This is a genomic window from Amycolatopsis sp. NPDC005961, assembly GCF_040629235.1.
Taxonomy (GTDB): domain Bacteria; phylum Actinomycetota; class Actinomycetes; order Mycobacteriales; family Pseudonocardiaceae; genus Amycolatopsis; species Amycolatopsis camponoti.
The window spans coordinates 165119-189641 of record NZ_JBEXVF010000004.1 but is presented as its reverse complement, the minus strand read 5'-3'; the positions used below and the strand labels follow the sequence as shown (position 1 = coordinate 189641).

At 70.6% G+C, this 24523-nt stretch carries 22 protein-coding genes; 14 read left to right on the top strand and 8 right to left on the bottom strand.

What is annotated here, in order from left to right:
- Nucleotides 1-31: 31 nt before the first annotated feature.
- Complete coding sequence (locus ABZ342_RS05675; protein ID WP_360469060.1) at nt 32-1843, bottom strand: DUF2339 domain-containing protein; 1812 nt, start codon at nt 1841-1843, stop codon at nt 32-34.
- Between the two features lie 45 nt (nt 1844-1888).
- Nucleotides 1889-2851 carry a Gfo/Idh/MocA family oxidoreductase gene (locus ABZ342_RS05670; RefSeq protein ID WP_360469058.1) on the bottom strand — a complete coding sequence of 321 codons (963 nt, stop codon included), beginning with the start codon at nt 2849-2851 and terminating at the stop codon, nt 1889-1891.
- 97 nt (nt 2852-2948) lie between these two features.
- Between ABZ342_RS05670 and ABZ342_RS05665 the strand changes: the two genes are divergently transcribed.
- The 14 genes from ABZ342_RS05665 (at nt 2949) to ABZ342_RS05600 (ending at nt 18474) form a co-directional block, all read left to right on the top strand.
- Nucleotides 2949-3341 (top strand): hypothetical protein, encoded by a 393-nt coding sequence (locus ABZ342_RS05665; protein ID WP_155547965.1) that lies wholly within the window; start codon nt 2949-2951, stop codon nt 3339-3341.
- Nucleotides 3342-3379: 38 nt separating this feature from the next.
- Complete coding sequence (dusB, locus tag ABZ342_RS05660; RefSeq protein WP_360469054.1) at nt 3380-4519, top strand: tRNA dihydrouridine synthase DusB; 1140 nt, start codon at nt 3380-3382, stop codon at nt 4517-4519.
- A 225-nt stretch (nt 4520-4744) separates the two neighbouring features.
- Nucleotides 4745-5404 carry a VC0807 family protein gene (locus ABZ342_RS05655; RefSeq protein WP_360469052.1) on the top strand — a complete coding sequence of 220 codons (660 nt, stop codon included), beginning with the start codon at nt 4745-4747 and terminating at the stop codon, nt 5402-5404.
- 32 nt (nt 5405-5436) lie between these two features.
- On the top strand, nt 5437-6129 hold the full coding sequence (locus ABZ342_RS05650; RefSeq protein WP_196425777.1) for a GntR family transcriptional regulator: 693 nt from the start codon (nt 5437-5439) through the stop codon (nt 6127-6129).
- Nucleotides 6126-7145, top strand: a complete 1020-nt coding sequence (locus ABZ342_RS05645; RefSeq protein WP_360469049.1) for an ADP-ribosylglycohydrolase family protein — start codon at nt 6126-6128, stop codon at nt 7143-7145. The genes ABZ342_RS05650 and ABZ342_RS05645 overlap by 4 nt, the downstream gene beginning before the upstream one ends.
- A 16-nt stretch (nt 7146-7161) precedes the next feature.
- Nucleotides 7162-8601, top strand: coding sequence for a cytosine permease (locus ABZ342_RS05640; RefSeq protein ID WP_360469046.1), 1440 nt, complete (start codon nt 7162-7164; stop codon nt 8599-8601).
- Entirely contained in the window at nt 8598-9125 is a 528-nt protein-coding gene (locus ABZ342_RS05635) for a cysteine hydrolase (protein WP_155547971.1), read from the top strand. Before ABZ342_RS05640 ends, ABZ342_RS05635 begins: the two co-directional genes overlap by 4 nt.
- Before the next feature lie 10 nt (nt 9126-9135).
- Nucleotides 9136-12186 (top strand): NACHT domain-containing protein, encoded by a 3051-nt coding sequence (locus tag ABZ342_RS05630; RefSeq protein WP_360469042.1) that lies wholly within the window; start codon nt 9136-9138, stop codon nt 12184-12186.
- Nucleotides 12183-13016 carry an alpha/beta hydrolase gene (locus ABZ342_RS05625; RefSeq protein ID WP_360469040.1) on the top strand — a complete coding sequence of 278 codons (834 nt, stop codon included), beginning with the start codon at nt 12183-12185 and terminating at the stop codon, nt 13014-13016. The genes ABZ342_RS05630 and ABZ342_RS05625 overlap by 4 nt, the downstream gene beginning before the upstream one ends.
- A gap of 86 nt (nt 13017-13102) precedes the next feature.
- Complete coding sequence (idi, locus tag ABZ342_RS05620; protein ID WP_360469037.1) at nt 13103-13666, top strand: isopentenyl-diphosphate Delta-isomerase; 564 nt, start codon at nt 13103-13105, stop codon at nt 13664-13666.
- Nucleotides 13667-13786: 120 nt separating this feature from the next.
- Nucleotides 13787-14476 (top strand): GGDEF domain-containing protein, encoded by a 690-nt coding sequence (locus ABZ342_RS05615; protein WP_155549349.1) that lies wholly within the window; start codon nt 13787-13789, stop codon nt 14474-14476.
- Nucleotides 14477-14776: 300 nt separating this feature from the next.
- Nucleotides 14777-17047, top strand: a complete 2271-nt coding sequence (locus ABZ342_RS05610) for an LCP family protein (protein ID WP_360469035.1) — start codon at nt 14777-14779, stop codon at nt 17045-17047.
- 83 nt (nt 17048-17130) lie between these two features.
- Complete coding sequence (phoU, locus tag ABZ342_RS05605; protein WP_155547975.1) at nt 17131-17796, top strand: phosphate signaling complex protein PhoU; 666 nt, start codon at nt 17131-17133, stop codon at nt 17794-17796.
- Nucleotides 17797-17913: 117 nt separating this feature from the next.
- Nucleotides 17914-18474: a dihydrofolate reductase family protein gene (locus ABZ342_RS05600; protein WP_360469033.1), complete on the top strand. Its 561-nt coding sequence runs from the start codon at nt 17914-17916 to the stop codon at nt 18472-18474.
- Nucleotides 18475-18557: 83 nt separating this feature from the next.
- Here ABZ342_RS05600 and pstB read toward each other — a convergent pair whose 3' ends face one another.
- The 6 genes from pstB to ABZ342_RS05570 all read right to left on the bottom strand — a co-directional run bounded on the left by pstB (nt 18558) and on the right by ABZ342_RS05570 (nt 24456).
- Entirely contained in the window at nt 18558-19334 is a 777-nt protein-coding gene (gene pstB / locus ABZ342_RS05595; protein WP_103337881.1) for a phosphate ABC transporter ATP-binding protein PstB, read from the bottom strand.
- A gap of 9 nt (nt 19335-19343) precedes the next feature.
- Nucleotides 19344-20258, bottom strand: coding sequence for a phosphate ABC transporter permease PstA (gene pstA, locus ABZ342_RS05590; protein WP_360469030.1), 915 nt, complete (start codon nt 20256-20258; stop codon nt 19344-19346).
- Between the two features lie 2 nt (nt 20259-20260).
- A complete protein-coding gene (pstC, locus tag ABZ342_RS05585) occupies nt 20261-21181 on the bottom strand; it encodes a phosphate ABC transporter permease subunit PstC (RefSeq protein ID WP_155549351.1) in 921 nt (306 codons plus the stop codon).
- Nucleotides 21182-21379: 198 nt separating this feature from the next.
- A complete protein-coding gene (pstS, locus tag ABZ342_RS05580) occupies nt 21380-22510 on the bottom strand; it encodes a phosphate ABC transporter substrate-binding protein PstS (RefSeq protein ID WP_155547978.1) in 1131 nt (376 codons plus the stop codon).
- A 226-nt stretch (nt 22511-22736) separates the two neighbouring features.
- Complete coding sequence (mshD, locus tag ABZ342_RS05575) at nt 22737-23642, bottom strand: mycothiol synthase (RefSeq protein ID WP_360469026.1); 906 nt, start codon at nt 23640-23642, stop codon at nt 22737-22739.
- 67 nt (nt 23643-23709) lie between these two features.
- On the bottom strand, nt 23710-24456 hold the full coding sequence (locus ABZ342_RS05570; protein WP_196425778.1) for a response regulator transcription factor: 747 nt from the start codon (nt 24454-24456) through the stop codon (nt 23710-23712).
- Nucleotides 24457-24523: the final 67 nt, after the last annotated feature.

Here is a 24523-nt window from a genome sequence, read left to right as displayed (position 1 = left end):
GTAACCACAGGGCACCGACAATTCTTCCCCGTCAGCGCGAGGCGACGAGCCGGGCGTACCGCGTCCCGGCCGCGAGCAGGACCAGCCCCGCGCCGAGGAACGCGCCCACCCGCGCGAGGCCGTCCAGCGTCGCCAGGTCGAACAGCACCAGCTTGAGCACCGCCGCGCCGACCAGGACCAGCCCGATCACGCGCAGCGCGACGACGTCGATACCGCGCAGCAGGAGCACGAGCGCCGCGATCGTCCAGGAGACCGTGATCAGCGCGTGGCCGAGGAGGAAGCCGGTGCGGCCGGGGACGGCCAGCAGCGACCCGCACAGCACGACCCCGGCGGCGCCGTAGAGCGCGGAAACCCCGGCGACGAGCCAGATCGGCAGGTCGTCGGCCGGTCCGCGGAAGACCGCCAGCCGCACGGCCGCCCACGGCAGCGCCACCGAAACCGCGAGGAGCAGCAGGGCGACCGCGAGCGCGCCGGCGACGTCGGCGGCCGGCCGGATCCGGTACACCATCAGCAAAGCGGGCGTGACGTCGAAGAACACGCCGATCAGGCCCCCGATCGTCGCGAAGCCGAGTGCGGCCCCCAGCGCGAACTTGTTCCGCCCGCCCACCGCGGCCACGGCGAGCAGCAGCGCCTCGCCGAGCAGCACCGCGGCACGAGCGGGACCGTCGAACTGCGTGACGGTCGCCTGCAGGATCGCCAGCAGCCCGGCGAGCCCGGCCAGCTGCCCGGCGATCCCCGGCCACCAGCGGCGCGTCGCCCAGACGGCCAGGAGGACGACACCGGCGCCGGCCGCGACCGGCACGGCCTGGGCCTTGGGCAGGAGCAACGCGGCGACCAGCGTCGGGACGATCGCTGTCGCCAGCACAGCGAGCGCGGCGGGGTCGTTTTCGCGGCGGCGCAGCACGATCAGCGCGAGGGCGATGCCGATGACGCCCGCACCGAGCGCCGCGGCGGTGTTCTGCCAGCCGTCGTGCGCGACCGCGGTGCTGATGACGGAGGCGAGCAGCGGCGGGACCCCGGCGGCGAGCGTCAGCGACGACCAGTCGCGGCGCAGCTGCACCGGCGCCGTAGCGAGCTGGACCATCAGCAGGAAGGCGACGAGTTCGGGGGTGAACCCGCGGGTGATCATCGGCGCGCACACCACGCAGCCGACGACCACGACGGAAGCCAGCAGCGGCGACTCCCAGCGCACGGCCACGAGCAGCCCGCCGGCGGCGACCGCGAGGCCCACGGCGAGCCCGGCGAGCACCGGCAGGAAGTCGTACAGCGACGTCGCGGCGACGGCGTCCAGGTAGAGCGTCGCGATGCCGGTCCAGGCGAGGGCGAACGCCCCGGTGCGGCCGGCCGGCTTGCGGTGCAGCCAGACGCCGGCCCCGGTCAGCGCGAGCCCGAAGGCGGCGCCGACGAGCACGCGCGGCAGCGGCCCGAGCCAGCCCCGCTGGACGGCCAGCACGAGCAGCAGGACGACGCCCAGCAGCGTCACGGCGCCGCCGACCCAGGCCAGGACACGGCTGCCCGCGCCCTCCTTGCCGAGCTTTTCGCCCAGCGTCTGCCGCGGGACGGGCTGGTAGGGCGCCTGCGGCGGGACGTAGTACTGCCGGGGCGGCTGCCAGGGGTGCGAGGGCCACGGCGGCGGCATCTGCTGTTGCGGCGGCAAGGGCCAGGGCTGGGGCTGGGGCTGGGGTTGGGGCGGCTGCTGAGGCTGCTCGGCCGGTTTCGGCTGCTCGGCCTGCTGGGGCTGGTCGGCCCGGACGGTCCGCAGTTCGGAGCCCACCACGGCGAGACGACGCCCCAGGTCGTCGATCTCGCCGGCGAGCCGGAGGAGCACATCTTCGGTGGTCATACAGGACAGAGTCACCCACAAGGGGCGCCCAGCGGATCCGTATCTCTACTCAACCGAGCTGAGTACCCGGTCCATGGTCGTCATGATCGAGACGGTTTCGTCGAGCGGCATGAGCGCGCTCTCGGTCTCGCCGGCGGCCAGCAGCCGGGCCACTTCGTCGGCCTGGTGCCGCAGGCCACGGCCCTCGTCGAAGTACTCGAAGCGGCTTCGCTCGCCTTCGCGCGGGATGAGCGTGAAGGACGCGGGCGCGTAGAAGGGCCCTTCGACCTCGATGCGCGCGTCGGTGCCGACGATCGCCGCCGTGGTCGGCGAAACCGCGCTCAACGTGCAGCTCAGCACGGCCTGCGCGCCGCTCGTGTAGCCGAACAGCATCGACGTCTGCGCGTCGACGCCGGTGAACGCCGGGGTCACCATCGCGGCGACGCGGTCCGGTGCCCCGAGCACCATCGACGCGAACGAAACCGGGTAGATCCCCAGGTCGAGCAGGGCGCCACCGCCGAGCTCGGGCGCGAACAGCCGGAAGGCGGGGTCCTCGGCGAACCACTGGCCGTGGTCGGCCATGACGGTGACGACGTCGCCGAGGCTCGGCAGCAGCTCGCGGATGTGCCGGATGTGCGGCAGGAAGCGCGTCCACATGGCTTCCATGAGGAAGAGGCCGCGTTCGCGGGCGAGCGCGACCAGGTCGCGCGCCTCGTCGGCGTTCATCGTGAACGGCTTCTCGACCAGCACGGGCTTGCCGGCTTCGAGCGCCAGCCGCGCGTTGCCGTGGTGCAGGGGGTGCGGCGTGGCGACGTAGACGATGTCGACGTCCGGATCGTTCGCGAGGGCTTCGTAGCTGCCGTGGCGAGTGGGGATGCCCAGTCTCCCGGCGAACGCGTCGGCGCTTTCGGCCGTGCGCGACCCGACCGCGGCGACGACGCCGGATCCGGTCAGCTTCAGGTCTTCCGCGAAGGCCCCGGCGATGCCGCCGGTCCCCATGATTCCCCAGCGCAGGGGCTTGTCGGTCATGCCGGAACCCTACGGGCAGTGGCGGTAAAACCACGGTGGATACCCGTCGCGCGATCGGGCAGGGTGGTGGTTTCCCGAGTCGAGCGGAGGGCCTGCCGTGCCCCGTCGCCGTGTTCCCGAACGTGCCACGCCCGTCGGCGCCGGCCGGATCTTCCTGCCGGTGATGCTGGTGGTCTTCGGCCTGGGCACGCTGGTGCTCCTGGTCGCCTCGATCAAGGTCCTGGCGGACGACCTCGGCCACGGCGGCGATCCATCGCCGTGGTTCGTGCTGTCGGTGTTCGCGACGGCGATCCAGCTGCTGGCCGTCGTCGCCCTCGGTTTCCGCCGTCGATGGGGCGCGAAGCTGCTCGCGGCGGCGTTCGTGGCGAGCGTGCTGCTGGACTTCACGGGACTCACCGGGCTGACCACCGGAGCGGTCCTGATCAAGATCATCGCGGCCGGCCTCCTGGCCACGGCGATCCTGGTCCGCTGGGACGACCTCGTCGCCTGACCCGCCCCTGGTCGACGTGATCGACACCACAAGCGACAATGGAGGACGTGACCGCCACCCTGAGCAAGCCCGCCCTGAAGATCGGCCCCTACCAGGTCGATCCGCCAGTGGTGCTCGCTCCGATGGCCGGCATCACCAACGTCGCCTTCCGCCAGCTGTGCGCCGAGTACGGCGGCGGCATCTACGTGTGCGAAATGATCACCGCGCGGGCCGTCGTCGAACGGCACCCCGCGACCATGCACATGATGACCTTCGGGGCCGAGGAAAAGCCCCGGTCCATGCAGCTCTACGGCGTCGACCCGAAGACGATGGCCGAAGCCGTCCGGATCATTGTCGGCGAGGGCCTGGCCGACCACATCGACTCCAACTTCGGCTGCCCGGTCGCGAAGGTGACCCGCAAGGGCGGCGGGGCGGCGCTGCCGTACAAGCGGAAGCTGTTCGAGGCGATCGTCCGCGAGTCGGCTCGCGCGGCCGGAGACGTGCCGTTCACGGTCAAGTTCCGCATCGGCATCGACGACGACCACCGCACGTACCTCGACGCCGGCCGCATCGCCGAGGGCGAGGGCGCGGCCGCCGTCAGCCTGCACGCCCGCACCGCCGCGCAGCGCTACTCCGGCCAGGCCGACTGGACCAAAATCACGGCGCTGAAAGAGGCCGTGACCAGCATCCCGGTCCTCGGCAACGGCGACATCTTCTCCGCCGCCGACGCGCTGCGCATGGTCGACGAAACAGGCTGCGACGGCGTGGTCGTCGGCCGCGGCTGCCTCGGCCGCCCGTGGCTGTTCGGCGAGCTGGAAGCCGCCTTCGCCGGACGTCCGCTGCCGACGCCACCCAACCTGGGCGAGGTGGCGCGGGTCCTGCGCCGCCACGCCGGGCTGCTCATCGGGCACGACGGCGAGACGAAGGCCCTGCGCGACCTGCGCAAGCACATGGCCTGGTACTTCATGAACTTCCCGGTCGGCTCCGAACTGCGCCGCGGCTTCGCGATGGTGTCCGGCCTCGCGGAACTGGACGACCTGATCGGCCGCCTCGACCACGACGCCCCGTTCCCGGACAACGCCGACGGTCCTCGGGGGCGTCAGGGTTCGCCGGGCAAGGTCACACTGCCCCACGGCTGGCTGGACGACCCGGACGACGACTGCGTCCCGGAAGCGGAAGACATGCACTCCGGCGGCTGACCACGGCGTAAAGGATCGGCCAAACAGGGCCGCCGCCCGGCTTCCACGCCAGGACCGGTGAAAGGAACACGGCCAGCGTCTGCAGGCCGATCGTGAAACGCAGGAAGGTCGCCATACCCGTTACGACGACGCGGCCGCGCCGAACGTGAGGTCGTGACAACTGTCATCCCTCGATCGTGGCGGATGGCATCTCTGCGGAACCCCGCGCCGCGACAAGCTTTTCGCATGACGAACCACAGCGCTCCCGCCTCTCTGCTTCAGACCCTCGGCGTCGAGATCGCCGTCCCGCTCGGCGTCTACTACGGGCTCCACTCGCTCGGCGCGAGCGACTTCACCGCGCTCGCGCTCTCCGGTGTCTTCCCGCTCGGCCGGACGTTGTTCCAGTTCGCCAAGCACCGCACCCTCAACGGGCTCGCCCTCGTGGTCCTCGTGACCAACGTCGTCGGGATGCTGCTGACCTTCGTCTCCGGCGACGCCCGCATGATGATCGCCAAGGACTCGATCGGGAGCGGGATCACCGGGGTCGTCATCCTGATCTCCGCGTTCACCGCGCAGCCGATCATGACGAAGGCCCTGCGCCCCTTCCTCACCCACGGCAAAGCCGACCACGAATCCGCGTGGGAACGTTTGCGGGGCAACGAAAGGTTCGCCACCGTCCTGCGTCGCAGCAGCATCATCTGGGGTGTCGGGTTCGTGCTCGAAAGCGCCGCTCGCGTGGTCGGCGCCTTCACCCTGCCCGTCTCGACCATGGTGTGGCTGAGCACGGTCGTCTTCATCGGCACCTTCGCGCTGATCATGGTCATCGCCGGTGCGGTCGCGAAGGAAGCCGGCGTGATGGTGGCCCGCGAGGCCGAAGCCGACGTCAAGACCCTCGTCGCCGCTTGACCAGCACGAACGCAGCGTGTACAGGTGTGTACATGTACAGCAAGCGGCAGCAGCTCGTCGGCGACCTCTCCGACTTGATCCGGTCGGGTCGCCTCGCCCACGGCGAACGTCTCCCGGGCGAGAACCAGCTCGCCGAGCAGTACCAGGTCAGCCGCGGGACCGTCCGCAGCGCCCTCTCCGAGCTCCAGCAGCTCGAGCTCATCTCCACCCAGGCGGGCGTCGGGTCGTTCGTCACCTTCGACGGCGTCCAGCTCGACCAGCGGCTCGGCTGGGCCCGCGCCCTCGCCGACGCCGGGGCGCCCGTCACCACGCAGCTCCTCGGCATCGAGACCGTCGAAGACCGGGCCCTCGAAGAAGAGTTCGGCGAGAAGACCTACGTCGCCGTGCGGCGGCTGCGGCGGGAGCACGATCGCGGCGTCTCGCTCGAGACCGCCACCGTCTCCGCCGACGGCCCGCTCGCCGACCTCCCCGAGACCGGCCTGCGGGACGGCTCCCTCACCAAGACCCTCGAAGCCGCCGGACGGATCTCCGTCGGCGGGGACCAGTGGATCAGCACCGAACGCCTCGACGCCGCCGACGCCGAGCTGCTCGGCCGCGGCGTCGGCGAGCTCTTCCTCCGCGCCGAACGCACTTCGGTCGACGTCGAAGGCCGGCTCGTCGAGCGGGTCGTCAGCCTGCTGGACCCGGACCGGTTCCAGTTCCACCTCACCTTCGGACACCGGTGAACGCGCGGGACCGGGCGCTCGGCGCGTTCACCGGCCTCGCCGTCGGCGACGCGCTCGGCATGCCGACGCAGTCCATGTCCCGCGCCGCGATCGCCGCCGCCTACGGGCCGGTCACCGGCCTGCTCCCCGCCGTCGCCGAGCAGCCGGTCGCGCCGTCGATGCCCGCCGGGTCGGTCACCGACGACACCGAGCAGGCCGTCCTGCTGGCCCGCCTCCTCATCGACGGCCGCGGCACCGTCGAGCCGCAGGTCTTCGCCGACGCCCTGCTCATCTGGGAGGCGGACATGATCCGCCGCGGCTCCGCCGACCTCCTCGGCCCGTCCACGAAACGCGCGCTCACCCGCCTCCAGGACGGCGTCCCCGCCGAAGAGGCCGGCCGCACCGGCACGACCAACGGCGCCGCCATGCGCGTCACGCCGGTCGGCATCGCGACCCCCTCCGAAGACCTCCACGCGCTGGTCGACGCGGTCGCCGCGACCGCGCGCGTCACGCACAACACCAGCCTCGGCATCGCGTCCGCCGCCGCGGTCGCCGCCACCGTGTCCGCCGGGGTCGAGGGCGCGAGCCTCGCCGAAGCGCTCGACGCCGGCGAGCGGGCCGCGGTCGTCGGCGGGGAACGCGGGCACTGGGCGGCCGGTGGGGAGATCGCCGCCCGGATCACCTGGGCCCGCGGCTGGGTGCGGGGCATGGCGCCGGCCGCCGTCGCCGACGCGGTCGCCCGGGTGATCGGCACGTCCGTCGCGTCGCAGGAGTCCGTCGTGGCCGCGTTCGCGCTGGCCGAGGCCATGGGCGACGACCCGCCGGCCGCGCTGCGCCTGGCCGCCGGGCTCGGCGGCGACACCGACACCGTCGCCGCGATCTGCGGCGCGATGCTCGGCGCCGCGCACGGCGTCGGTGCTTTCCGCCCCGACGTCGTGGAGACTGTGCTCTCCGTGAACCGGCTCGAGTTCGGGCCGCTCGTCGACGAGCTGCTCGCCCTGCGACGGCGGACCGGGCAGAGTCAGCGCACCTACTGACCACAGGGGACGGGCCATGACCGAAGCGGGCACCCGGAAGCTCAAGGTGGAGACCAACGGCCTCGACGTGATCGACGACGCCGAGCGCCGCGGGCGTCCGCGCCAGCTGTTCTGGCCGTGGTTCGGCGCGAACGTGTCGGTGCTGGGGCTGAGCTACGGCTCGTTCACGCTCGGCTTCGGCATCTCCTTCTGGCAGGCGTTGGTCGCCGGCGTCGTCGGCATCCTGTTCTCGTTCCTGCTGTGCGGGTTCATCGCGATCGCGGGCAAACGCGGGTCGGCGCCGACGATGCTGCTCTCGCGCGCGGCCTTCGGCGTCCGGGGCAACCGGCTGCCGTCGGCGATCTCGTGGCTGCTCACGGTCGGCTGGGAAACCGTGCTCACCGCGCTGGCGACGCTCGCCACGTCGACGGTCTTCGAGCGCCTCGGCTGGGGCGGCGGGACCTCGACGAAGGTGGTCGCGCTGGTCGTCGTCGCCGCGCTGATCGTCGCCGCCGGCGTCCTCGGCTTCGACGCGATCATGAAGCTGCAGACGTGGATCACCTGGATCACCGGCGTGCTCACGGTCGTCTACATCGTCCTGGTCGTCGGGGACGTGCACTGGGACACGGTGAGCGCGCTGCCGTCCGGCTCGGCGCAGCAGTGGGTCGGCGCGCTGGTGTTCCTGATGACCGGCTTCGGCCTCGGCTGGGTCAACGCGGCCGCGGACTACTCGCGCTACCTGCCGCGGTCGTCGTCGAGCCGCGGCGTGGTCGGCTGGACGACGTTCGGCGCGTCGGTGGCCCCGCTGGTGCTGCTGGTGTTCGGGCTGCTGCTGGCCGGCTCGTCGCCGGAGCTGAGCAAGGCCATCGCGACGGACCCGATCGGCGCGCTCACGACCGTGCTGCCGCTGTGGTTCCTGGTGCCGTTCGCGCTCGTCGCGGTGCTCGGCCTCGTCGGCGGCGCGGTGCTGGACATCTACTCGTCCGGGCTGGCGCTGCTGTCGGCCGGGCTGCGCGTGCGGCGGCCGGTGGCGGCGTTCGTGGACGGCGTGCTGATGGTGCTCGGCACGGTCTACATCGTGTTCTTCGGCGGCGAGTTCCTGTACCAGTTCCAGGGTTTCCTGGTGACGCTGGGCGTGCCGGTCGCGGCGTGGTGCGGCGTGATGCTCGCGGACGTCCTGCTGCGACGGCGCGACTACGCCGAGCCCGACCTGTTCGACCCGGCCGGTCGCTACGGCGACGTCCGCTGGGGGCCGATCGCGCTGGTGCTGGTGGCGACGGCGCTCGGCTGGGGCCTGGTCACGAACACGGCCGCCGGCTGGCTGCAGTGGCAGGGCTACCTCCTGGAGCCGTTCGGGCTCGGCGGGCGCGGCGGGTCGTGGGCGTACGCGAACCTCGGCGTCCTCGTGGCCTTGGTGCTCGGTTTCGTCGTCACCCTGCTCACGCGCCGACGCGTCCGCGCGCAGGAGGCGGCGTGAGGTCGGTCCTGGCGGTCATCGACCTGCAGAACGTGTTCGCCACCCCGGCGAGCGAATGGTTCACCCCGCGCTTCGCCGAGGTGCTCCCGCCGATCCACCGCTTGGTGACGGCGTTCGGCAACGACGTCGTGTTCACCCGGTTCATCGCCCCCGCTCACCCGGAAGGGGCGTGGAAGCAGTACTACGAGCAGTGGCCGTTCGCGTTGCGACCGCCGGATGATCAGCTGTACCAGGTGATCGACGAGTTCCAGCCACCATCCACAGTGGACGCGACGACGTTCGGCAAGTGGACCCCGCGCCTGGCGACCCGCGTCGGCGGCGCCCGGCTGGTGCTGGCGGGCGTCTCGACGGACTGCTGCGTGCTGTCGACGGCGCTGGCCGCGGCGGACGCGGGCGTGTCGGTGACGGTGGTGTCCGACGCGTGCGCGGGCGTGGACGACGAGAGCCACGCGAAGGCACTGGACCTCATGCGGCTGTACGGGCCGCTGGTGAAGGTGGCCACGACCGACGAGGTGCTCGGCTAGGCTCGCCTCGGTGAGCCTCGAAGCCTCGGCCATCGCGCTGACGACCGCGGTCGTGAAGGCCGCCGCGAAGCTCTGGCTCGGCGACCGCCCGATCGCCGCCGACGCCACGGCCAAGGCGTTCGACCTGCTGGAGAAGCAGGTCACCGGCCTCAACGACCGTCGCAAGCTCCACCTGCTGTTCACGAACCTCGAGTCCCGCGTCGCCGACCGGCTGCTGCCCTTCATCGACGTCGAGTTCCGCGCGCTGCCGGAGAACGAGCGGGCCGCGGCGGTGGACGCGGTGCACGACACGTTCGACCGAGCCGCGCTGACCGACGAAGACCTCTTCGCCGCCGACCTCGACGCCGGCTACCTGTACCGCTACCTGCTGCGCACCGTGCCCGGCGCCGCGACGCTCCTTTCGGCCGACGCGACCGAGCTGTACCAGCGGGTGCTGCGGGAGTGCTGCGCGTACCTGGTGCAGGTGACGAGCACCCTGCCCCGCTTCCAGCCGGGCGCGCTGGTCGAGGTGCTCCGGCGGGAGACGGAGATCCTGGAGACGGTCCGCAACGTCCTGACGGCGCTGCCGGAACGCCGTCACCCGGACGACTTCGCGGCGGATTTCCGGCGCCAGGTCGTGACGGCGCTGGACCGGATGGCGTTGTTCGGCGCGGGTCTCACCGACGCGACCCGGCTGTACCCGCTGTCGGTCGCGTACCTGAGCCTGAGCGTCAGTGCCGAGGACGACGGTCCGCCCGCCGACCGGATCGAGCACGTGCTGCCTCGCACCCGGCGGATCCTGCTGCGCGGCGAGGCGGGCTCCGGCAAGACGACGATGCTGCAGTGGCTGGCCGTCCAGTGCGCGAGCCGGCAGCTGGAAGAGGTCGACGGCTGGGCCGGCCTGGAGCCGTTCCTGGTGCGGCTGCGGCGATTCGGCCAGGCGCCGCTGCCCACGCCGGAACGCTTCCTCGACGAGGTCGGCAGGCACATCGCGGACGAGATGCCGCCGGGGTGGGTGCACAAGCGGTTGCGCAAGGGATGGGCCGTCGTCCTCGTCGACGGAATCGACGAGCTGCCGGACGAGCGCCGCCGTGAGGTGCGCGGCTGGCTCCGCGAGCTCGTCGGCGCATTCCCGAAGGCCCGGTTCGTCGTGACCACCCGCCCGGCCGCGGTGGCCCCGGACTGGCTGCGCGGCGAGGGGTTCACCGAGGTCCGCCTCCAGCCGATGACGCCCCGCGACGTCCGCACGTTCGTCAAGCGCTGGCACGCGGCGATGCCGGCCCTCACGGACCGCGGCGACGCCCTGATCGCGGCCATCGGCGCCCGCAGCGCGGTGCGGCGCCTGGCCGAGAACCCGCTGATGTGCGCGTTGCTCTGCGCCCTGCACCAGGAGGGCAACGGGCGCCTGCCGGACAACCGCATGGAGCTGTACGACGTCGCGTTGCGCATGCTGCTCGACAGCCGCGACATCGAGCGCCGGATCGAAGCCACGGTGCGGCTTTCGCTGACCGAAAAGCTCGTGCTCCTGCGAAGTCTGGCTTACTGGCTGGTTCGCAACGGCCACACGGATGTCCCGGCGGCCGACGCCGAAGCGCGCGTCGCGGCGAAGCTGCGCTCGATGGGCCAGATCGACGTCACGCCCCACACGGTGTTCCGCCACCTGGTGGACCGCGGCGGCGTGCTGCGCGAACCGGTCCCGGGCCGGATCGACTTCGTGCACCGGACGTTCCAGGAGTACCTGGCCGCCCAGGCGGCGGTCGAAGAGGACGACATCGGCGTCCTGACGGCGAACGCGCACCTGGACGAGTGGGGCGAAGTGGTGGTCCTGGCCGCGGGGCACGCGCATCCGGCGCAGCGGGAGCGGTTGCTGGACGGGATTCTCCAGTGGGACGCGGATGAGCAGGAGCGGCTGAAGCTCGATCTGGTGGCGTTGGCGTGCTTGGAGACGTCGCCGGAGCTGAGCGAGCGGCTGCGGAACGAGATCGAGGACCGGGCGAGCACCTTGATCCCGCCGCAGACCAGCGACGAAGCGGAAACGCTGGCAGCGGTGGGCGAGTTCGTCCTGGACCTCCTCGCCGACTGCGAGCCCGAGACCCCCGAGGCCACGGCTGCGACCATCCACGCGATCGCGTTGATCGGCGGCCCGAGCGCGCTCGAGTTGTTGACCCGCTACCGCGCGGAGCAGGACGAGGCTGTGGTCGACGAGCTACTCGATGCCCGGCAGCGGTTCGATCCTGCCGACTACGCCGAACGCGTGCTGGCCGGCCTGCCGATCGACCACCTGCTGGTGGACGATCCGGCCGACTACGCAGGCCTGGAACACTTGCGTAACCTCGAACACCTCGAATGCTGGGGCGAGTTTCCCGACGGTGATCTCGGCTTCGTGCGGAAGCTGCCTCGACTGCGGGAACTCGAGATCGGCGATCCGGACGGACTCGACCTGAGTTCGCTGGCGAGCACCTCACTGGAACGCATCGCCTTGACGGGCGACTCGTTGCACTCGACGGACGTGGGACCGCTTGCCGAGATCCCCACCCTGCGCGCTGTCGTCGCCGAGGTCGAGACACACGGGTGGGCGCGGCTCGCCGAGCTACCAGACCTGCAGTACCTCAAGCTGAGCATTGTCGAAGAAATCCACCAGCTGGCCGAACTGGCCCCCTTGTGCCACCTGCCGGCACTGGCGCTTAACCAGGTACTGGACCTCGATGACCTGCATGCTTTGTCCTTTTTGGACCGACCGAGCGAGCTCAGCTTTGAGCAATGCCCCGGCCTTCAAGACATCCGAGCCCTCGCCCGCTGGGCCGGGAGCCTGACGGAACTCACCTTCGACAGATGCCTCAGCGTGGATCTGAGCCTGCTTCCGCCGCTGCCTAGGCTCCGGCGGCTGCGCCTCGTGGATACTCCTGCTCCGGATCTTCGGTTCGTGTCCAGCCTCAGCGCATTGCAGGAGCTGTACCTGGAGGGCTCCAAGGAGTTCGATCTGACCTCCCTCCCCAGCCGGCCTGATCTCAAGGTGCAAACGATCGTCCAGGCCACGCTCTTCGACTTGGACGAAGTTGCAAGCGATACATTCGGCTCGTGATCGACCACATCAGCATCCCCACGGAAGCCGGTTCCTTCGACGCCATCGCCGCCGGGCCCGAAGACGGGCGGCCCGTGCTGCTGCTGCACGGCTTTCCCGAAGCCGCCGTCGAGTGGGAGCATCAGGTTGCCACCCTCGGGGTGCTCGGGTACCGGGCCGTCGCGCCGGATCAGCGGGGCTACTCGCCCGGGGTGCGGCCCGAGCCGGCCGGGGACTACTCGATCGATCACCTCGTCGGGGACGTCGTCGCCATCGCCGACCGGCTCGGCTGGCCGAAGTTCGACCTCGTCGGCCACGACTGGGGTGGGGCCGTCGCCTGGTGGACCGCCGACGCGCACCCCGGACGCCTGCGCAGCCTCGCCGTCGTCTCCACGCCGCACCCCGCCGCGCTCGCCGAGGCCATGAAGACCGACGAAGACCAGCACCTGCGGTCGCGCTACATGACCGAGTGGCGGCAGACCCGCGTCACCGAGCGCAAGATGCTGGAGAACGACGCCCGGGCGCTGCGGGACATGTTCGAGCGACGCGTGTCACCGAGCAAGATCGACGAGTACGTGCGGCGGCTGTCCGAGCCGGGGGCGCTCACCGCGGCCCTCAACTGGTACCGCGGCGGCCGGCCCGGCGGGAAGATCGGCAAGATCTCCGTGCCGACGCTGTACATCTGGAGCACCGAGGACGTTTCGTTCGGCTCGACCGCCGCGCTCGACACCGCGAACCGGGTCACCGGGCCCTTCCGGTTCGAAATGGTCGAAGACGTCACGCACTGGGTGCCGGAAGAGGCGCCGGAGGTCGTCACCTCGCTCCTCGTCGAGCACCTCGACGCGTGGTGACGGCCCGTCACCCGGCCGGGCGGAGCGCCCGTAACCCACCCGGCTCGCGGTACGAGGCCCTCCCGCCCGTCGTGTTCACTGGGCTTGTGGACACCGCGACCGAACCCGAGACCGAGCAGGTCGTCTTCGTCACCGAGGACGGCGTGCCCACCGGCGAGACCGGCCCGAAGCTGGCGAGTCACCACGAGCACACCCGGTTGCACCTCGCCTTCTCCTGCTACGTCCTGCGACGCACGGACAACGCCTTGTTGATCACCCAGCGCGCGCTGCACAAGAAGGTCTGGCCGGGGGTCTGGACGAACAGCGTCTGCGGGCACCCCGCCCCCGGCGAGTCCCTCGAGGACGCCGTCCGCCGGCGCGCGGCCTACGAGATCGGGCTGCCGTCGCTGTCCGGGCTGCGCTGCGTGCTGCCGAGCTACCGCTACCGGACGCCGCCGTTCCAGGGGATCGTCGAGAACGAGTTCTGCCCGGTCTTCGCCGCCTGGGCCGACGCCGAGCCCGAGCCGAACCCGGCCGAGGTCGGCGACTGGCGGTGGGTCGCCTGGGCCGACTACCAAGAGCTACTGAACGACGAGACGGCTAATGTGAGTTACTGGGCCAAAGACCAGTTCTCCCAGCTCAAGGGCATCGAGCCGTTCTCCGGACTCTGACGTCGAAACTCCGGAGCGTCACTGTCGTAGTCCCGTTTGAGCGAAATTCACCTTCGTCCGCACCCGCGCCTCAAGCACGGCCTCCACGACGACGACAACCAATGCGTGGTGGAGGTGGGCATGGTCGCCGGGGACGAAGGCGTGCTGCGCCGGAGCCCGCAGCCGCCGGACCTGCTGCGCCTCCACGAGGCCGTCGCCACCCTCTTCGCGACCCAGGGCGACTGGCGGCGCGCCTACCAGCACCTTCGCTCCGCGCTGGACATCGCGCGCGACGGCAGCCTGCGCGACGTGCTGACGTCGAGCTACAACCGGCGCTACCTCGACGAGCGCTTGTACGGACCGTTCGCCGATCGGCGGCCCGCCCGGCCGCGGCCGGCGTTGGGCATCGCGCTCGTCGATCTCGACCGCTTCAAGCGCGTGAACGACACGTACGGTCACCTCGTCGGCGACCGCGTCCTCCGGCGGGTGGCCGACCTGCTCCAGGAGGGGCTGCCGCCGGACGGCTTCTGCGCCCGCTACGGCGGCGAGGAGTTCGTGCTGTGGCTGCCCGGCGTCGACGCGGGGGACGCGGTCCGCATCGTCGACGCCGCCCGGGTGCGCGTCGCCCGTCACCCCTGGTCAGAACTCCAGCCGGGGCTGCACGTGACCATCAGCGCCGGGCTCGCCCACGAGGGCCCCGACGCCCCGACGCCGCCCGAGCGCCAGCTGCGCAGTGCCGACGACCTGCTTTACGCGGCGAAACGGGCCGGGCGGAACAAAGTCGCCTATCACGACGCGCAAAGCACGCAGTTAATAACCCACTCTGAGTAACGTAAACGCCGCATTACCCCGGAAAGCTGCGGGCACCCTTCACCCGTTTGTCGACGGCCAGCGGCCGTTCGTCGACTCAAGGTGAAGAAAATTCCGGGAGGGTGTCGTCACGAACGGGGGGTATCCGTACGATAACGAAAACCTCCCGGAGAACGATCACCTCTCGCGGGGGAAGACGGCCAAGTACCACCCGCCTTCGATCGCGCGAAAGGAGACCGAGTGCCGGACGAGCACGACAGCCCGGGAACCGGTCGCCGTTCGGACGGTCCCGCGCGGCCCCGGACCGGCAGACGCCGGTCGATGGAGGACCAGGGCGGGATCAGCGTCTCGGACGTCGTCGCCAAGTCCACCGGCGTTCGCCCGGTCCCGCCGCGCGAGGACCGTCCCGAGCAGCCCGGACACCGGGCGCGACCCGCCGAACCCCCGGCTCCGACACGGGGCGCTCAGCCGCCGCGCTCGCGGGCACCGCAGCCGCCCGCCGAGAACCCAGTACCCACGGACGCCACTCGTCAACCGCGCCCGCCGCGGCCGCGGCAGCCACGCCGCACGACGGCCGCCGCCCCGCTGCCCGAGGCCCCGCTGCAGCGCCGCCCGCCGGCCGTGAACCCGGGCGCGCAGCAGACGTCGGCCGCGGCACAGCCGCCCCGGCGCCTCCGCCGCCCCGCGGCCGGTCCTGACGGCGCCGCGCCGCAGCGTCCCGCCGACGAGGCACCCCGCCGCCCCGACAGCGCCGCTCGTCAACGCCCGGCGGCCGAGGGCGTCGCACCCCGCCCGGACAGCCCCCGTCAGCGCGCGGCCGCCGCTCCCGACGCCGCCCCTCGCCCGGACAGCGCCCGGCAGCGCGCCGCCGGAGTCCCGGCCGACGGCGGTGCCGCACCCCGTCCCGCCCGCCAGCGCCCTCCGGCCGACGGACCCGCGCCCCAGCGCCCCGCCGCCGAGGCACCCCGCCGCGCCGCGGCCACCCCCGACGGGGCCGCACCCCGCCGGCCGGCCGACGCCGCCGCACCCGAAGCACCCGCGCGCAGGCGGCCCACGCCGGACTCGCCGGCGCCCCAGCGCCCGGACGCCGAGGCGCCCGAAGCGGCCGCGTCGAGCCGGTCCGCCGGCGACGCCCCGAAGCGCCGTCCGGGCGCGGTGCCCCCGCGCGCCGAGCTGGACCCGCTGACCATGACCGACGAGATGGAAGCGATCGACGAGGCGACGCAGTACCGCCGCAAGATCGACCACACCCTCGCCCGGTTCTCGGCCGCGCACGACGAGATGAACGCCGAAGAGGCGAAGCGGCGCGAACGCCGTGAGCGGCTCTCGCCCGCTTCGCTCATCGAGAGCACGCGAACGGCGCTTCAGCGCGTCGTCACCCCGGTGCCGTCGCCCGAAGAAGATGCCGAGCAGGCCGAACAGACCCGGCTGCAGGAGAAGAAGGCCCGGAAGATCGAGCGCTCGGTCCGGTTCGGCCGGATCGCCGCGGCCGTCGTCGCCGGGCTCGTGTTCCTCGGCATCGGTGGCGCGTGGGGCGCCCAGACCTACTTCGACGCGAAGTTCACGCAGGTCTCCGCGCTCGACGAGAACTCGTCCGACATCCAGGACGCCGACGCGCAGGCCAACGACGAGAACTTCCTCATGGTGGGCTCGGACAGCCGCGACGGTGCGACCGCCGAGGAAGGCGTCGGCACCGCGGACAGCACTCCGGGCGCCCGGAGCGACACCGTGATGGTGGCGCACGTCCCGGCCGACCGGAAGCGGGTCGTCGTCACATCGTTCCCGCGCGACCTCGAGATCAACCGGCCGGACTGCCAGAAGTGGGACCCGGCGCAGAACAAGACCACCGACGAGGTCTTCCCGGGCCAGAAGATCGCGAAGCTCAACACCGCCTACGCGGTCGGCGGCCCGGCGTGCGTCACCAAGGTGATCCAGCAGATCACCGGCCTGCGGATCAACCACTTCGTCGGCATCGACTTCAACGGCTTCAAGGAGATGGTCGACGCCGTGCACGGCGTCACCGTGCACAACGAGAAGCCGATCGACGACGGCATCCTCGGCAAGGTGCTGCTGGAGACCGGGGACGTCACGATCTCCGGCGACCAGGCGCTGAACTTCGTGCGCGCCCGGCACGTCAAGGGCGACCCGACCTCGGACTACGGCCGGATCAAGCGGCAGCAGGAGTTCATCGGCGCGCTGCTCAAGAAGGTCATGTCGTCGGACGTCGTGCTCGACCCCGGCAAGCTCAGCGACTTCATCACGGCCTTCGCGAAGGCCACCTTCGGCGACAACCTCGGCGTCAAGCAGATGATGACGCTGGCGCAGTCGATGAAGGGCATGGACCAGTCGAAGATTTCGTTCCTGACCGTGCCGACGACCGGTGAGGCCAACAGCCGCGGCAACGAGGTTCTCGTCCGCAGCAAGACGAAGGCCCTCTTCGACGCGCTGCGCAACAACACCCAGCTGCCGGACCCCAACGCGCCCGTCCCGGCGAGCGAGCAGGCCCCGCCGACCAGTACGTCGAAGTCGTCGTCCAAGACCACGTCCAAGTCGACGACGAGCACGAGCAAGAAGACGAGCACCACGGGCTGATCCGCGACGATCGTTAGTCCGGGTTCACGTGCGGTTCACCCGGCGATGAGGTGTTTGGCCACGGTTGGCCGTAGGGTTGGGCCATGCGTGAGGCTTACCATGTCGAACTCGAACAGCTTGCCGTCAATCTGGCCGGGATGTCGGTCCAGGTCGCCGACGCCATGGAGCGTGCCACGCGCGCACTGCTGGAGGTCGACCTCGGTCTCGCCGAGCAGGTCATCAGCGACGACGTGAAGGTCGACGACGCCCGGGCCCAGTGCGAGGAGCAGGCGTACGCCCTGCTCGCCCTGCAGGCGCCCGTGGCGACCGATCTGCGCACCGTGCTGGCGGCGATCCACGCCGCGGAAAGCCTGGAGCGGATGGGCGATCTGGCCCTGCACGTGGCGAAGGCCGCCCGGCGCCGTCACCCCGACCCGGTGCTGCCGGAGGCCGTGCGGCCGTACTTCGCCGAGATGGGCGAGGTCGCGGTGAAGCTGGCCCGGTCGACCGAGCAGGTCATCAAGACGAAGGACGTCGAAGCGGCGAAGACGCTCGAGTCCGACGACGACCAGGTGGACGACATCCACCGCCACCTGTTCACGGTCCTGATGGACCGCGAGTGGCCGCACGGCGTGGCCGCGGCGGTCGACGTGACGCTGCTGGGCCGCTTCTACGAGCGCTACGCCGACCACGCGGTGTCGGTCGCGAAGCGGATGATCTTCGTGGTGACCGGCAAGATGCCGGGCTACGGCTCCGACGACGACATCTGAGCAATCCTCGAAAGAGCCCCTGACCACCTGGTCAGGGGCTTTTTTCGTGGAGACCGATGAGTTTCGCGGCGCGGGTGTCTCTCAACGGGTGACAGCACCCTCACGAAGGAGCCGACCATGCGCAACGTGATCGCCTACGTCAACCTGACCCTCGACGGCCACCTGGCCGGCCCGGCGGGCGAGCTGGACTGGATGACGCCCGACCCGGAACTGAACATCGCCCTGTCGGACGAGCTGCGGTCGCGGGTCGACACGATCCTGACCGGGCGCAACTTCCACCACGGGATCGAGCAGAACTTCCGCGCCCAGGCGAACGACCCGGCGAGCCCGGCCGAGCTGGCCGACTTCGCGACGTGGATGATTTCGACGCCGCAGGTGGTGTTCTCGCGGTCACTGACCGAGGTCGCCGCGCCGCACCGGCTCGCCGGGGACGACCTCGCGGCGACGGTGGCCGAGCTGAAGGCGTTGCCCGGCAAGGACATGGTCCTCTTCGGCGGAGTGTCGATCGTGCAGCAGTTCGTCCGCGAGGGGCTCGTGGACGAGTACTGGATCAAGCTCTACCCGACGGCGATCGGGGCGGGGCAGCCGTTGTTCACGGACCGGTGCACGGAATTGCGTTTGACGGAAAGCAAAGCGTGGGAATCGGGAATCCTCACGCTGCGGTACCTCCCGGCCTGATTATCCACAAAGGACAAAAAGAAGAAGGCCTTTCTCGCCTGCCCCGAGCGCGGGCGAGAAAGGCCTTCCACCACAACGACGACTCAGCCGAAACGCCCCGAAATGTAGTCTTCCGTTGCCTTCTCGTCCGGGTTGGAGAAGATCTTCTCCGTGTCGTTGAGCTCGACCAGACGCCCCGGCTGCCCCACGCCGGCCAGGTTGAAGAACGCCGTCTGGTCGGAAACCCGCGCCGCCTGCTGCATGTTGTGCGTGACGATGACGATTGTGTAGTCCTTCTTCAGCTCCCCGATCAGGTCCTCGATGGCCAGCGTCGAGATCGGGTCCAGCGCCGAGCACGGCTCGTCCATCAGCAGGACGTCCGGCTGCACCGCGATCGCACGGGCGATGCACAGGCGCTGCTGCTGACCACCGGACAGCCCGCCGCCCGGCTTGTTGAGGCGGTCCTTGACCTCGTTCCACAGGTTCGCGCCGCGCAGGGCGCGCTCGGCGATGTCGTCGAGGGTCTTCTTGCCCTTGGTGCCGCCCAGCTTCAGGCCCGCGACGACGTTGTCCTTGATGGACATCGTCGGGAACGGGTTGGGGCGCTGGAACACCATGCCGATCGTGCGGCGGACCTGGACCGGGTCGACGGCCGAGGCGTAGATGTTCTCGCCGTCCAGCAGGACGTCACCCTCGACGCGGGCGCCGGGGATGACCTCGTGCATGCGGTTGAGCGTGCGGAGCACCGTCGACTTGCCGCAGCCCGACGGGCCGATGAACGCGGTGACGTTGCGCGGCGGCACGGACAGGGTGACACCGTCGACGGCGTGGAACTTGCCGTAGTAGATGTCCACGTCCTTGACGTCGATTCGCTTTGCCATGGCTACAGCTCACTTCTTCTTCGGGGCGACAAGGCGCGCGAACACGGTGGCGAGGAGGTTGATGATCGCGATGATGAGCACCAGGGTCAGGGCCGCGCCCCAGATCCGGTCGAAGCCGACCGAGCCCGGGTCCATCGAGTTGGTGACGCGCTCGTTGTTCATCAGCAGCGGGAGCGCCGCCTGCTCGCCGCTGAAGATGTCCCAGTTCGTGTAGGCGGAATACCCGACCAGGACCAGCAGCGGCGCGGTCTCGCCCATCACCCGGGCCAGCGCCATCATGATGCCGCCGATGATGCCGGACAGGGCCGTCGGCAGCACGATCTTCACGATCGTCTTCCACTTCGGCACGCCCAGCGCGTAGGAGGCTTCACGCAGGTCGTCCGGGACGATCCGCAGCATCTCCTCCGACGAGCGGACGACCACCGGGATCATCAGCAGCACCAGGGCCAGCGACACGGCGAAACCGCTGCGCGGCAGGCCGAACGTGGTGATCCAGAGCGCGTAGATGAACAGCGCGGCGACGATCGAGGGGACGCCGGAGAGGATGTCGACCATGAAGGTGGTGGCCTTCATGAGCTTGCCCCGGCCGTACTCCACGAGGTAGATCGCGACGAGCATGCCGATCGGCACCGCGATGATCGCGCAGACGAGGCCCTGCAGCAGGCTGCCGATGATCGCGTGCAGGACACCGCCGCCGACCTCGTCGGACAGGAAGTTGCCCAGGTCCTGCGACCACCAGTTGCTGTACGGGATGCGCTTGATGCCGTTCGCGATGACCGTGTAGAGCACCCACACCAGCGGGACGACGGCGATCAGGAACGACAGCCAGACCAGCGTGGTCGCCAGCCCGTTCTTGACCTTGCGAGCCAGGCTGACCTGCTGGAACGCGGGCGTCGTGGCAGGGGCTTCGAGCGTGGTGGTCATGCTCACTCTCCCTTCTTGCCGATGACGGACCGGGCCGCGAAGTTGACGAGGAACGTGAGCACGAACAGCACCAGGCCCGCGGCGATGTACGCGCCGGCCGAGATCTCGTTGTTGAACTCGCTGTAGTTCGCGGCGATCTTCGACGCGAAGGTGGCGCCGCCGTCGAAGAGGCTCCAGTCGAAGTTCCGGCCCTGCGGGATGAGCAGGATGACGGCCAGCGCGATCGTCTCGCCGAGCGCGCGGCCGAGGCCGAGCATCGACGCGCCGACGTAACCGGCCTTGCCGAACGGGAGCACCGTGGTGCGGATGACCTCCCAGCGGGTGGCGCCCAGCGCCAGCGCGCCCTCGAGGTGCGGGGTCGGCGTGCGCTCGAAGACCTCGCGCGAGAGCGACGTGATGATCGGCAGGATCATCACGGCCAGCACGATGCCGGCGGTGAAGATCGTGCCGCGCACGCTCGGCGCGACGTTGCCCGGCGCCAGCAGCGGGAACCACGAGAACGTGTCGTTGATCCACTGCGAGAACGGCTCGATCGCCGGGGCGAACACGAGGATGCCCCACAGGCCGAAGATGATCGACGGCACCGCGGCGAGCAGGTCGATGACGTACGCGAACGGCCGCGCGAGCCGCTTCGGCGCGTACTGGGTCAGGAACAGCGCGATGCCCAGCGAAACCGGCATCGCGATGATCAGCGCCACGAGCGACGTCGCCACCGTGACCTCGAGGAGGTCGAGGATGCCGAACGACATGTTCGCGGGGTCGTTGGTCGACCAACCGTGGTTGGTCAGGAAGTTGCCCTTGTTGGCCTGCAACGCGGGGATCGCCTGGATGAGCAGGAAGAGCCCGATCAGGCCGATCAGGGCGACGACGAAGATCCCGGCCCCGGTGGTCAGGTTCTGGAAGATGCGGTCACCGGGCCGCACCTTCTTCGGTTTCTCGCTCGCGGGCGGCTGGGGCGCCGCCGGCGGGGCTGCTTGCTCCGAAATCGGGACCTCCGGGGGCGTCGTGGCGGACGACGAACGCCCACCGGGGTCGCCGGTGGGCGTTCGCGTCGAGGATGACTCGCTCATCAGCTAGCTCTGACCAGCCTCTATCACTCGGATATCAGTCGCAACGCCGGTTCAGGAAATCGCCTTGACCGCGGCCAGGACCTTGGTCTGCAGCGACTGCGGGATCGGCACGTAGCCCTTGGCGGACAGCGGCTGCTGACCGTCGGTGGCGGCCACCGTCAGGAACGCCTTGACGGCCTTCGCGACGTCCGGGTTCGCGTACTTCGAGCAGACGATCTCGTAGGTCGTCAGCAGCAGCGGGTAGGCACCCGCGGTGTTGCTGGCGTAGATGCCGTTGAGGTCGAGCGCGAGGTCGTTCGAGCCGTCCTTGAGGAACTTCGCCGCGTCGAGGGACTTCGCCACGTTCGCCGCGTTGAGCTCGACGCCGCCGGAGCCGCTGTCGATGAGGGCCGGGGTCAGGCCGTCCTTGGCGAACGCGCCCTCGACGTAGGTGATGCCGCCGTCGGAAGCCTTCACCGCGGTCGCGACGCCGTTGGAGCCCTGCGCACCGTTGCCGACGCCACCGTTGAACTTCTTGCCGGCACCCTTGGTCCAGTCGGCCTTCGCGGCCGCGCCCAGGTACTTCTGGAAGTTGTCGGTGGTGCCCGACTCGTCGGCGCGGGAGACGACCTGGATCGGCTTGTCCGGCAGGTTCAGGCTCTCGTTGCCCTTGACCGCCTTGATGGCCGGGTCGTTCCACTTGGTGATGCCACCGCTGAAGATCTTGGCGGTCACCGACGGGGTCAGCGTCAGCTTGTCCACGCCGGACAGCTTGTAGGCGACCGCGATCGGGCCGACGACGAGCGGGATGTTCCAGGCGTCGCTGGCGCAGCGGGCCTTGGCGGCCGCGGCGTCGGCGTCCTTGATCGGCGAGTCCGAGCCGCCGAAGTCGATCTGGTTGGCGTTGAACTGCTTGACGCCGGCGCCCGAGCCACTCGGGTTGTAGTTGACCTGCTGGCCGGCGCACTTCTTGCTGAACTGCTGCGTGAAGATGTCGATGGCGTTCTTCTGGGCCGACGAACCTTCCGCGGAGAGCGGGCTCTTGCCACCGCACTCCACGTCGGCGGTGCCGGTGGCAGCGGGTGCCGAAGCCGAGTTCGAGCTGCCGCTGTTGGACGCCGCGGGGTCGGAACCACAGGCGGCGAGCACGAGGGCGGCGCTCGCGACGATGCCCACCGCGCTCAGGGGCCGCATGATCTTCACTGCTGTTTCCTCCATCAGGAGCTTGACCGGGTCGTCGCGGCTGTGCTGCCGCGCCGGATCCGGACATTAGGCAGCCCTGGTGGACGGTCGGCCGTGAACAAATGAACGCGAAGTGAACAAGGCCCAGGATGTGAGCAGTGCTACTAGCCCGATAGGGTGCCGTGTCCCGGCCGTGACCTGCGCGTTCGCACACCGTGACGGACTGTTCGCGCGGTGTCCATCGTGGTCACCGACCGTACTGGACGTCGGTTTCGTGACGTGTGAACCCGAGCTTGGTGTAGACGGCGAGCGCCGGGGCGTTGTCGCCCTCGACGTACAGGATGATCTGCCGCAGCCCGCGGCTCGCGAGATACCGCAGCCCGGCGAGCGTCAGCGCCCGGCCGAGCCCGCCGCCCTGCGCCGCCGGGTCGACGCCGACGACGTAGACCTCGCCGACGCGCTCGCCGTCGAAGCGGCCCGGCGTCGCCTCGTGGACCTTCGTCCAGTGGAAGCCGATCACCTCGCCGCCCTGCTCGGCGAGGAAGAAGCCGTCCGGGTCGAACCACGGCCGGTCCTCGTCCGCGCGGAGGTCCTCGACGGTCAGCGCGCCCTGCTCGGGGTGCCAGTCGAACGCCAGCGCGTTGACGCGGATGACGGCGTCCTCGTCCTGCCCCGGGACGAACGTCCGCAGCGAGACGCCGTCGCGCAGCCGCGGCTCCGGCCAGTCCGCGCCCTCGACCTCGGTGTGCAGGATCAGCAGCTCGCGCTTGCGCTCGAGGCCGGTGCGCACGGCCAGCTGCCGCGCCGCCGGGTGGTCACCGTGGGCCCAGATGCGGAACCCCACCGCGGCGCGCTCGTCGACGGCCTGGAGGAGCTTCGCGCCGTAGCCGCGGTTGCGGTGGGCGGGGTGCACGAACAGCTCGGCGACCTGGTGCCCGAAGGAGTCGCCCGTGGTGTCGAGGTGGGCGTAGCCGACGACCTCGCCTTCGACGCAGGCGACGAGGTGCTCACCGCCGTCGAACTCACCGGGCAGCGGCCCCTCGGGTTCGGTCTCGGGCCGCCCGTCGGCCTCGCGCACGGCCAGCAGCAGCCCACGCACGTCCTCGAGCTGCTGCTCGTCCAGTTCCTGGCGCCATTCGCCGTCTCCGCTCACCCTGCGACCGTACCGCCGGAGGAGGCAACTCGACGGCTGTCAGCGCGTCCTGGTGAACGTGGGACGGTCAGCGCGCGAGTTCGGGGGTCTCGGCCGGGGCTTCGGCCTGCGCGGGCACGCTCGGCCGCGCGCCGCCCTTGGCGGGCCGCTCGAACTTGTAGCCGACGTTGCGCACGGTGCCGATCATCTGCTCGTGCTCGGGGCCGAGCTTGGCGCGCAGCCGCCGCACGTGGACGTCGACCGTGCGGGTGCCGCCGAAGAAGTCGTAGCCCCAGACCTCCTGCAGCAGCTGGGCGCGGGTGAACACCCGGCCGGCGTGCTGCGCGAGGTACTTGAGCAGCTCGAACTCCTTGTAGGTCAGTTCGAGGGTGCGCTTGCGCAGGCGGGCGGTGTAGGTCGCCTCGTCGATGACCAGCTCGCCGACCCGCAGCTCGGCCTCCACCTGGGCGGAACCGCCGTCGCGGGTCGTCACCAGCCGCAGCCGCGCGTCGACCTCGGCCGGGCCCGCGGTGGGAAGCAGGATGTCGTCGGTGCGCCATTCGGCGCTCACCGCGACGAGGCCGCCTTCGCCGACGACCGCGATGATCGGGGTGGACGCTTCCTCTTCGCCGGCGCCCTTGAGCAGGCGGCAAAGGCTCTTCGCCGAGGCCAGGTCGCTGCGGGCGTCCAGCACGATCACGTCGCGGTGGCCCGCGTCGAGCAGGGCCGTCACCTCGGGAGGGCGGACGCGTACGGTGTGCGGCAGCAGGTCCAGCGCGGGAAGCACCGAAGTGGCATCGGCTTCCGCAGTCAACACCAGAAGGTCCAGGCTCATGAGCCGCACCGCCTTCACAAATCGTCGCCGCACGGTGGCGTTGTTCGGTGCTAAGTGAGAATAGCGG

Excerpts from the sequence above, each read along its gene's own strand:
- ABZ342_RS05675 (WP_360469060.1), bottom strand. The coding sequence starts at position 1,843 with ATGACCACCGAAGATGTGCTCCTCCGGCTCGCCGGCGAGATCGACGAC.
- ABZ342_RS05670 (WP_360469058.1), bottom strand. The coding sequence starts at position 2,851 with ATGACCGACAAGCCCCTGCGCTGGGGAATCATGGGGACCGGCGGCATC.
- dusB (WP_360469054.1), top strand. The coding sequence starts at position 3,380 with ATGGAGGACGTGACCGCCACCCTGAGCAAGCCCGCCCTGAAGATCGGC.
- ABZ342_RS05655 (WP_360469052.1), top strand. The coding sequence starts at position 4,745 with ATGACGAACCACAGCGCTCCCGCCTCTCTGCTTCAGACCCTCGGCGTC.
- ABZ342_RS05650 (WP_196425777.1), top strand. The coding sequence starts at position 5,437 with ATGTACAGCAAGCGGCAGCAGCTCGTCGGCGACCTCTCCGACTTGATC.
- ABZ342_RS05640 (WP_360469046.1), top strand. The coding sequence starts at position 7,162 with ATGACCGAAGCGGGCACCCGGAAGCTCAAGGTGGAGACCAACGGCCTC.
- ABZ342_RS05615 (WP_155549349.1), top strand. The coding sequence starts at position 13,787 with ATGGTCGCCGGGGACGAAGGCGTGCTGCGCCGGAGCCCGCAGCCGCCG.
- ABZ342_RS05610 (WP_360469035.1), top strand. The coding sequence starts at position 14,777 with ATGGAGGACCAGGGCGGGATCAGCGTCTCGGACGTCGTCGCCAAGTCC.
- phoU (WP_155547975.1), top strand. The coding sequence starts at position 17,131 with ATGCGTGAGGCTTACCATGTCGAACTCGAACAGCTTGCCGTCAATCTG.
- ABZ342_RS05600 (WP_360469033.1), top strand. The coding sequence starts at position 17,914 with ATGCGCAACGTGATCGCCTACGTCAACCTGACCCTCGACGGCCACCTG.
- pstB (WP_103337881.1), bottom strand. The coding sequence starts at position 19,334 with ATGGCAAAGCGAATCGACGTCAAGGACGTGGACATCTACTACGGCAAG.
- pstA (WP_360469030.1), bottom strand. The coding sequence starts at position 20,258 with ATGACCACCACGCTCGAAGCCCCTGCCACGACGCCCGCGTTCCAGCAG.
- ABZ342_RS05570 (WP_196425778.1), bottom strand. The coding sequence starts at position 24,456 with ATGAGCCTGGACCTTCTGGTGTTGACTGCGGAAGCCGATGCCACTTCG.